The organism is Citrobacter sp. wls827 (genome assembly GCF_005280875.1).
Taxonomy (GTDB): domain Bacteria; phylum Pseudomonadota; class Gammaproteobacteria; order Enterobacterales; family Enterobacteriaceae; genus Citrobacter; species Citrobacter youngae.
Genome location: NZ_SZWR01000034.1, coordinates 1 through 7,488, shown reverse-complemented (window position 1 = coordinate 7,488; position 7,488 = coordinate 1). Strand labels below are relative to the sequence as shown.

General features: G+C 54.4%; 7 protein-coding genes. 6 read left to right on the top strand and 1 reads right to left on the bottom strand.

Going from position 1 to position 7,488, the window contains the following annotated elements; all coding sequences use genetic code 11:
* Positions 1–58 precede the first annotated feature (58 nt).
* From mnmE to FDX03_RS21610, 5 genes are all read left to right on the top strand, one after another.
* Positions 59–1,423: a tRNA uridine-5-carboxymethylaminomethyl(34) synthesis GTPase MnmE gene (mnmE, locus tag FDX03_RS21630; protein ID WP_032945460.1), complete on the top strand. Its 1,365-nt coding sequence runs from the start codon at positions 59–61 to the stop codon at positions 1,421–1,423.
* Between the two features lie 182 nt (positions 1,424–1,605).
* A complete protein-coding gene (locus FDX03_RS21625; RefSeq protein WP_137346567.1) occupies positions 1,606–2,787 on the top strand; it encodes an MFS transporter in 1,182 nt (393 codons plus the stop codon).
* Complete coding sequence (gene yidZ / locus FDX03_RS21620; RefSeq protein ID WP_137346566.1) at positions 2,756–3,715, top strand: HTH-type transcriptional regulator YidZ; 960 nt, start codon at positions 2,756–2,758, stop codon at positions 3,713–3,715. The genes FDX03_RS21625 and yidZ overlap by 32 nt, the downstream gene beginning before the upstream one ends.
* A gap of 166 nt (positions 3,716–3,881) precedes the next feature.
* Positions 3,882–4,628, top strand: coding sequence for a 4'-phosphopantetheinyl transferase superfamily protein (locus FDX03_RS21615; protein WP_048213777.1), 747 nt, complete (start codon positions 3,882–3,884; stop codon positions 4,626–4,628).
* Positions 4,629–4,658: 30 nt separating this feature from the next.
* Positions 4,659–5,225: an NADPH-dependent FMN reductase gene (locus FDX03_RS21610; RefSeq protein WP_003827046.1), complete on the top strand. Its 567-nt coding sequence runs from the start codon at positions 4,659–4,661 to the stop codon at positions 5,223–5,225.
* 53 nt (positions 5,226–5,278) lie between these two features.
* Here FDX03_RS21610 and adeP read toward each other — a convergent pair whose 3' ends face one another.
* A complete protein-coding gene (adeP, locus tag FDX03_RS21605; protein WP_048213779.1) occupies positions 5,279–6,616 on the bottom strand; it encodes an adenine permease AdeP in 1,338 nt (445 codons plus the stop codon).
* A 166-nt stretch (positions 6,617–6,782) separates the two neighbouring features.
* Between adeP and yieH the strand changes: the two genes are divergently transcribed.
* Complete coding sequence (gene yieH, locus FDX03_RS21600; RefSeq protein WP_061066897.1) at positions 6,783–7,448, top strand: 6-phosphogluconate phosphatase; 666 nt, start codon at positions 6,783–6,785, stop codon at positions 7,446–7,448.
* Positions 7,449–7,488 lie beyond the last annotated feature (40 nt).

Genomic DNA, 7,488 nt, shown 5'->3' with positions numbered 1-7,488 from the left:
ATAAAGTAAAGGGCGGTCATTAGACCGCCTTTTTTATTGCATTAAGAAGAGACAAACCATGAGCCATAACGACACCATCGTCGCTCAGGCCACCCCACCGGGACGTGGTGGCGTGGGTATCCTGCGTATCTCCGGCCTGAAGGCGCGCGAGGTCGCAGAAACCGTACTGGGGAAACTGCCAAAACCGCGTTATGCCGATTATCTGCCGTTTAAAGATGCGGATGGCAGCGCGCTGGATCAGGGGATTGCCCTGTGGTTCCCCGGCCCGAACTCCTTTACCGGCGAAGACGTTTTAGAGCTTCAGGGCCACGGAGGTCCGGTGATTCTTGACCTGCTGCTCAAACGTATTCTGACCATTCCCGGGCTGCGCATTGCCAGACCGGGTGAATTCTCCGAGCGAGCTTTTCTCAATGATAAGCTCGATTTAGCCCAGGCAGAGGCCATTGCCGACCTGATCGATGCCAGCTCAGAGCAAGCCGCTCGCTCGGCATTGAACTCGTTGCAGGGCGCATTTTCCGCACGGGTAAATCATCTTGTGGAAGCGCTCACTCACCTGCGTATCTATGTGGAAGCGGCAATCGACTTCCCGGATGAAGAAATCGACTTCCTGTCTGACGGCAAGATTGAAGCCCAGCTCAACAGCGTTATCAGCGATCTTGATGCCGTTCGTGCCGAAGCGCGTCAGGGCAGCCTGCTGCGCGAAGGGATGAAGGTAGTCATTGCCGGTCGCCCTAACGCCGGGAAATCGAGCCTGCTGAACGCGCTGGCTGGCCGTGAGGCGGCTATTGTGACCGATATTGCGGGGACGACTCGCGACGTGCTGCGTGAGCATATTCATATCGACGGTATGCCGCTGCACATCATCGACACTGCTGGTTTGCGCGATGCCAGCGATGAAGTTGAACGCATTGGTATCGAACGTGCGTGGCAGGAAATCGAACAAGCCGACCGTGTGCTGTTTATGGTGGATGGCACCACCACCGACGCCGTGGACCCGGCTGACATCTGGCCAGACTTTATTGCCCGTCTGCCAGCCAAACTGCCAATTACCGTGGTACGTAACAAAGCGGATATTACCGGTGAGACGCTGGGCCTTAGCGAAGTAAATGGCCACTCACTGGTTCGTCTCTCCGCACGTACCGGTGAAGGTGTTGACGTACTGCGTAACCATCTCAAACAGAGCATGGGCTTTGAAACCAATATGGAAGGTGGCTTCCTGGCGCGTCGTCGTCACCTGCAGGCGCTGGCAGAAGCGGCGGAGCATCTCGAGCAGGGTAAAGCTCAACTGCTTGGCGCATGGGCCGGAGAATTGCTGGCAGAGGAGTTGCGTCTGGCGCAGCAGAACCTCAGTGAGATCACCGGGGAATTTACCTCCGACGATCTGCTGGGACGGATTTTCTCCAGCTTCTGTATTGGCAAATAACGTTGTGTTGCCCGGTGGCGCGATGCTTACCGGGCCCACAGGCCCCGTAGGCCGGATAAGGCGTTTACACCGCCATCCGGCAACAACAATTTCCCATGCGGAAATCACTGTTGTCCAAATGGCAACTCGCACAGACAACCCTCTCCCCGTATTCTTAGCGCCACTTTCCTCATGAGGTCGCTATGACACGCTTTCTAATCTGCAGTTTTGCCCTGGTTCTCCTCTATCCCGCCGGTATTGATATGTATCTGGTGGGATTGCCCCGTATTGCTGCCGATTTACAGGCCAGCGAGGCGCAGTTGCATATCGCGTTTTCGGTCTACCTGGCAGGGATGGCGACAGCAATGTTGTTCGCCGGAAAAATTGCTGACCAGTCGGGTCGTAAACCGGTCGCCATTGTCGGTGCCCTCATTTTTATTGTCGCCTCCTCGCTGTGTTCGTTCGCCGAAAGCGGCACCCCGTTTCTCGCAGGCCGCTTTATTCAGGGCGTAGGCGCCGGCTGTTGCTACGTGGTGGCTTTCGCCATCCTGCGCGATACGCTCGACGATCGCCGCCGGGCGAAGGTACTGTCGCTGTTAAACGGTATCACCTGTATCGTACCGGTGCTGGCGCCGGTGATGGGGCATCTGATCATGCTCAAATACCCGTGGCAGAGCCTGTTCTACACGATGATGGGCATGGGCGTGGTCGTTTGCCTGCTGTCGGTGTTTATCCTGCGAGAATCGCGCCCAGCGACGCTCTCGACCTCTACGCAGAGCGATCATCGCGCAGAGTCGCTGGTAAACCGTTTTTTCTTAAGCCGTCTGGCCATTACCACCCTCAGCGTGTCGGTGATCCTGACCTTCGTGAATACGTCTCCGGTGCTGCTGATGGAAGTGATGGGCTTCGACCGCGGCGAGTACGCCACTACCATGGCCATGACCGCTGGCATCAGTATGGCGGTCTCTTTCTCTACGCCATTTGCTCTGAGCGTGTTTAAGCCTCGCGTTATGATGCTGACCTCGCAGGTACTGTTTCTGTGTGCAGGCGTGGTGTTAACCCTTGCTACTTCACACGCGGTAACGTTGTTCGGGTTAACCTTAATCTGCGCCGGATTCTCGGTCGGTTTCGGCGTTGCCATGAGCCAGGCGCTGGGGCCGTTCTCGCTGCGCGCTGGCGTCGCCAGCTCGGCATTAGGTATTGCACAGGTTTGCGGTTCATCTCTATGGATTTGGTTGGCTGCCATCCTCGGTCTCGACGCACTGAATATGCTGATCGGGATTCTGATTGGCTGTAGCATAGTGAGTATCATGCTGATTATCACTGTTGCACCTAACCGGTCCGCGCCAACTCATGAAGAAATCCCTCAGCAGTCTCGATCTTAATTTATTGCTCTGCCTGCAGCTGTTGATGCAGGAACGCAGCGTCACTAAAACCGCCAAACGGATGAACGTCACACCGTCGGCGGTCAGCAAATCGCTATCGAAGCTGAGAGCCTGGTTTGACGATCCCTTGTTTGTTAACACCCCGCTGGGGCTAACGCCAACGCCGCTGATGCTCAACATGGAACAGAGCCTGGCGGAGTGGATGCAGATGGGCAATCAATTGCTCGATAAGCCACACCATGAAGCACCACGTGGGCTGAAGTTTGATCTGGTGGCTGAAACGCCGCTGGTGATGATCATGTTTAACGCGCTCTCCCAACAGATCTACCAACGTTATCCACAGGCAACGATCAAAGTGCACAACTGGGATTACGATTCGCTGGATGCCATTATCCGTGGCGAGGTGGATATCGGCTTTACCGGACGTGAAAGTCACCCGCGCTCGCGTGAATTGCTGAGTCTGCTACCGTTATCGATCGACCACGAGGTCCTGTTTTCCGATCTCCCCTGCGTCTGGTTGCGTGAAGACCACCCGGCATTGCAGGAAGAGTGGAATCTGGAAACATTCCTGCGCTATCCCCATATCAGCATTAGCTGGGAGCAGAGCGACACCTGGGCGCTGGACGATGTGCTTCAGGAGATGGGGCGTGCGCGTAACATCGCATTGTGTCTGCCAGGCTTTGAGCAGTCGCTGTTTATGGCCGCGCAGCCCGATCACGCATTGATAGCCACCGCCCCGGTCTATTGCCAGCGTTATAACCAACTCCACCAGCTTCCACTCGTTGCGCGGCCGATGCCATTTGATACGGCGCAACTGGAAAAAATGCGCGTACCGTTCACTCTTCTTTGGCATAAACGCAACAGCCACAATCCTAAGATCGTATGGCTGAAAGAGACGATCAAGGCACTCTATCGCGAGATGTCATGAAGATCCTTTGCTATATTGTTGTTTTATTAACCTCCCTGGCGCTGGAAATGTAAATGTCGCGTAATGTATCCCGATTCCGTTTACTTTTTGGGCAGTAAAGCCTGCCTGGAAGCCGCGTAAATGTTACTCTGATAATAATCACGGACCATTAATCACGGAGCGAAAAATGGCGACACATTTTGCCAGAGGGATTCTTACGGAGGGACACCTGGTTTCAGTTCGCCTCCCTACTCCATGTCATTTTGAAGTAAGAAATCTACCCACTCACCGCCGAACACGCTTTCTGGCCTCCCGAAGTCTTCTCGCTGAACTGATGTTTATGCTTTACGGCACCAGCACATTGCCCGAGATTGTTACCGAGGCGAAAGGTAAGCCCGTTTTTCGCGATAAAAACCTGCCTGGCTTTTCGATTTCCTATGCCGGGAATATTGTCGGCGTCGCGCTTACCACAGAAGGTTCATGCGGTCTGGATATGGAGCTTCAGCGGGCAACTCGCGGGTTCCATACCCCGAATGCCACAGATTCCTACCGCTTTTCCAGTAACGAAAACCTGTGGATCAATAATCAAAACGACCCCAATGAAGCGCGTGCGCAGCTCATAACGTTACGCCAGAGCGTTCTCAAGCTCACTGGCGACGTGTGCAATGACGATCCACGTGAACTCCAGCTGTTACCGGGTGCGGGCCGTCTGAGATGTGCTCACGTTACGCAGATAGAAGCCATTTGCGATGCCGAAGATGTGCTGGTGTGGTCGGTCGCGGTCACGCCAACCATTGAAAAACTCAACGTTTGGGAGTTTGATGGTAAACAGGACTGGAAAAGCTTGCCTGATATCCAGACACGCGCCAATGAGCCAACGGGTCGCCTGATCCGGTTCTCGCAATTATGCGCAGCGAAGAGCCATACGCTTTGATTTAACCTTCATGATGAAACAGGAGTAACCATGTCTGAAACATTGAATGTTGTTACGTTACTGGGGAGCCTGCGCAAGGGTTCGTTTAATGGAATGGTTGCCCGTACGCTGCCAAAAATTGCCCCCGCGGGGATGGAAGTGAATGCATTACCGTCGATTGGGGATATTCCTCTGTACGATGCCGACCTCCAGCAGGAAGAGGGTTTTCCGGCAAGTGTAGAAGCGCTGGCGGAACAAATCAGGAAGGCTGACGGCGTCGTTATCGTCACACCGGAATACAACTATTCTGTTCCTGGCGGGCTGAAAAATGCCATCGACTGGCTGTCCCGCCTGCCCGATCAACCATTATCCGGCAAACCGGTGCTGATCCAGACCAGCTCCATGGGCGCCATCGGCGGCGCGCGCTGCCAGTATCATCTGCGTCAAATCCTGGTGTTCCTCGACGCGATGGTAATGAACAAGCCGGAATTTATGGGCGGCGTGATTCAGAACAAAGTGGACCCGCAGACCGGCGAAGTGATCGACCAAAGCACGCTGGACCATCTGACCGGTCAGCTGACCGCATTTGGCGACTATATTCAACGTGTAAAAGCCTAAAGAAAAAGCCCGCCAGCAACGATGCCTGGCGGGCCGTTGTCCAGACCGATATTTTAGTGCGCGTCGATAAACACAATCTTCAGTACAAACAGCAGCGCGACAACGATGACGCACGGGCTGAGATCGCGGAAACGTCCGGTACCGATTTTCATCACGCAGTAAGAGATAAAGCCCAGCGCAATACCTTCGGTGATCGAGAAGCTAAACGGCATCATCACGGCGGTAATAAACGCTGGAACCGCTTCAGTCAGGTCATCCCACTTCACGCGAGACAGGCTTGATGTCATCAGGACGCCAACGTAAATCAGCGCACCTGCGGCGGCATATCCCGGCACCATTCCCGCCAACGGCGACAGGAAGATAACCAGCAGGAACAACAGACCGACAACGACCGCGGTCAGGCCGGTACGCCCACCAACAGAAACCCCGGAAGAAGACTCAATATAGGCGGTAACGGAAGAGGTACCGATAAACGCGCCGGTAACAGACGACACGCTATCGACAAACAGCGCCTGCTTCATGCGTGGGAACTTGCCCTTCGCGTCTGCCAGACCGGCTTTATCCGTCACGCCAATCAGGGTACCGGAGGAGTCAAACAGGTTCACCAGCATGAACGAGAAAATCACGCCCGCAAGGCCAATGTTAAACGAACCGGCCAGGTCAACATGCCCGATAACCGACATCACGCTCGGCGGCGCGGAGACGATCCCGCTGTAATGGACATCACCCAGCATCCAACCCAGCAGCGTGGTCACGATGATAGAGATCAGCACCGCCGCATGAATGTTACGTGACGCCAGAATCGCGATGATAAAGAAGCCCAGAATGCCGAGCAGTACGCTGTGGGACGTCAGGTTGCCGATAGATACCAGCGTGTCTTTGTTGGCGACGATAACGCCGGCGTTTTTCAGCCCCATCATACCGATGAACAGACCGATACCGCTGGTGATCCCCACGCGCAGGCTCACCGGGATATTGGCAATCATCCAGTAACGTACGCGGAAAATGGTCAGCAGCAGCAGACCTATCGCACCCCAGAAGATTGCGCCCATACCTATCTGCCATGACAGGCCCATCGCGCCAACGACCACGAAGGCAAAGAATGCGTTCAGGCCCATAGCAGGTGCCAGCGCAACCGGCAGATTGGCAAAAAGCCCCATCAGGATGCTACCAAATGCAGCAATAAGGCAGGTGGTAACAAAGACGGCGCTGGTATCCATGCCAGCCACGCCAAGAATTTGCGGGTTAACAAAAACGATATACACCATCGTCAGGAAGGTGGTTAAACCGGCGATCACTTCGGTCCGTGCCGTTGTGCCATGCTCGCGCAGTTTGAACACGCGTTCCAGCATCCCCTGGCCAGAAGCCTGGGTTGTGTGTTGTTGACTCATTATCAATTTCCGAACAAGGAGGGAAAATTCGTCGCTATCCTATACCAAAATGCGACAATAGGGTTGGGTTATGAGCAACTTTTTTCATTGATTTTGCTTATACGGCAACGATTGCGTGGCGTAAATAAGCATGACGTAAACGTTAAACTAGCGATAAGAGGAAGGCATGTCCCAGATAGAAGCGGTATTTTTTGACTGCGACGGTACGCTGGTCGATAGTGAAGTGATCTGTTCCCGGGCGTATGTCGCCATGTTCCAGGAGTTTGGTATCAAACTCGATCTCGAAGAGGTGTTTAAACGCTTTAAAGGCGTAAAACTCTACGAAATCATCGATATCATCAACGAAGAGCACGGCGTTACGCTGGCGAAAGCCGATTTAGAGCCCGTTTACCGCGCAGAGGTCGCACGCCTGTTCGACTCGGAACTGGAGGTTATCGCTGGGGCAAATGCTCTGCTGGACAGCATGACAGTGCCAATGTGTGTGGTCTCAAACGGTCCGGTCAGCAAAATGCAGCATTCGCTGGGTAAGCTGGGCATGCTGCACCATTTTCCTGATTTACTGTTCAGCGGCTACGATATCCAACGCTGGAAGCCCGATCCGGCCCTGATGTTCCATGCGGCAAAAGCAATGGACGTTAACGTTGAGAACTGCATTCTGGTTGATGATTCCAGCGCAGGCGCGCAGGCGGGAATTGCCGCCGGGATGGAAGTGTTCTACTTCTGCGCCGATCCGCATAACAAACCGATCGATCATCCAAAAGTCACGACCTTTACCGATCTGGCACAGTTGCCGGAATTGTGGAAGGCGCGGGGTTGGGATATTACCCGGTAATTTTTTGTAGGCCCGGTAAGCTTGCGCCACCGGGCAATTG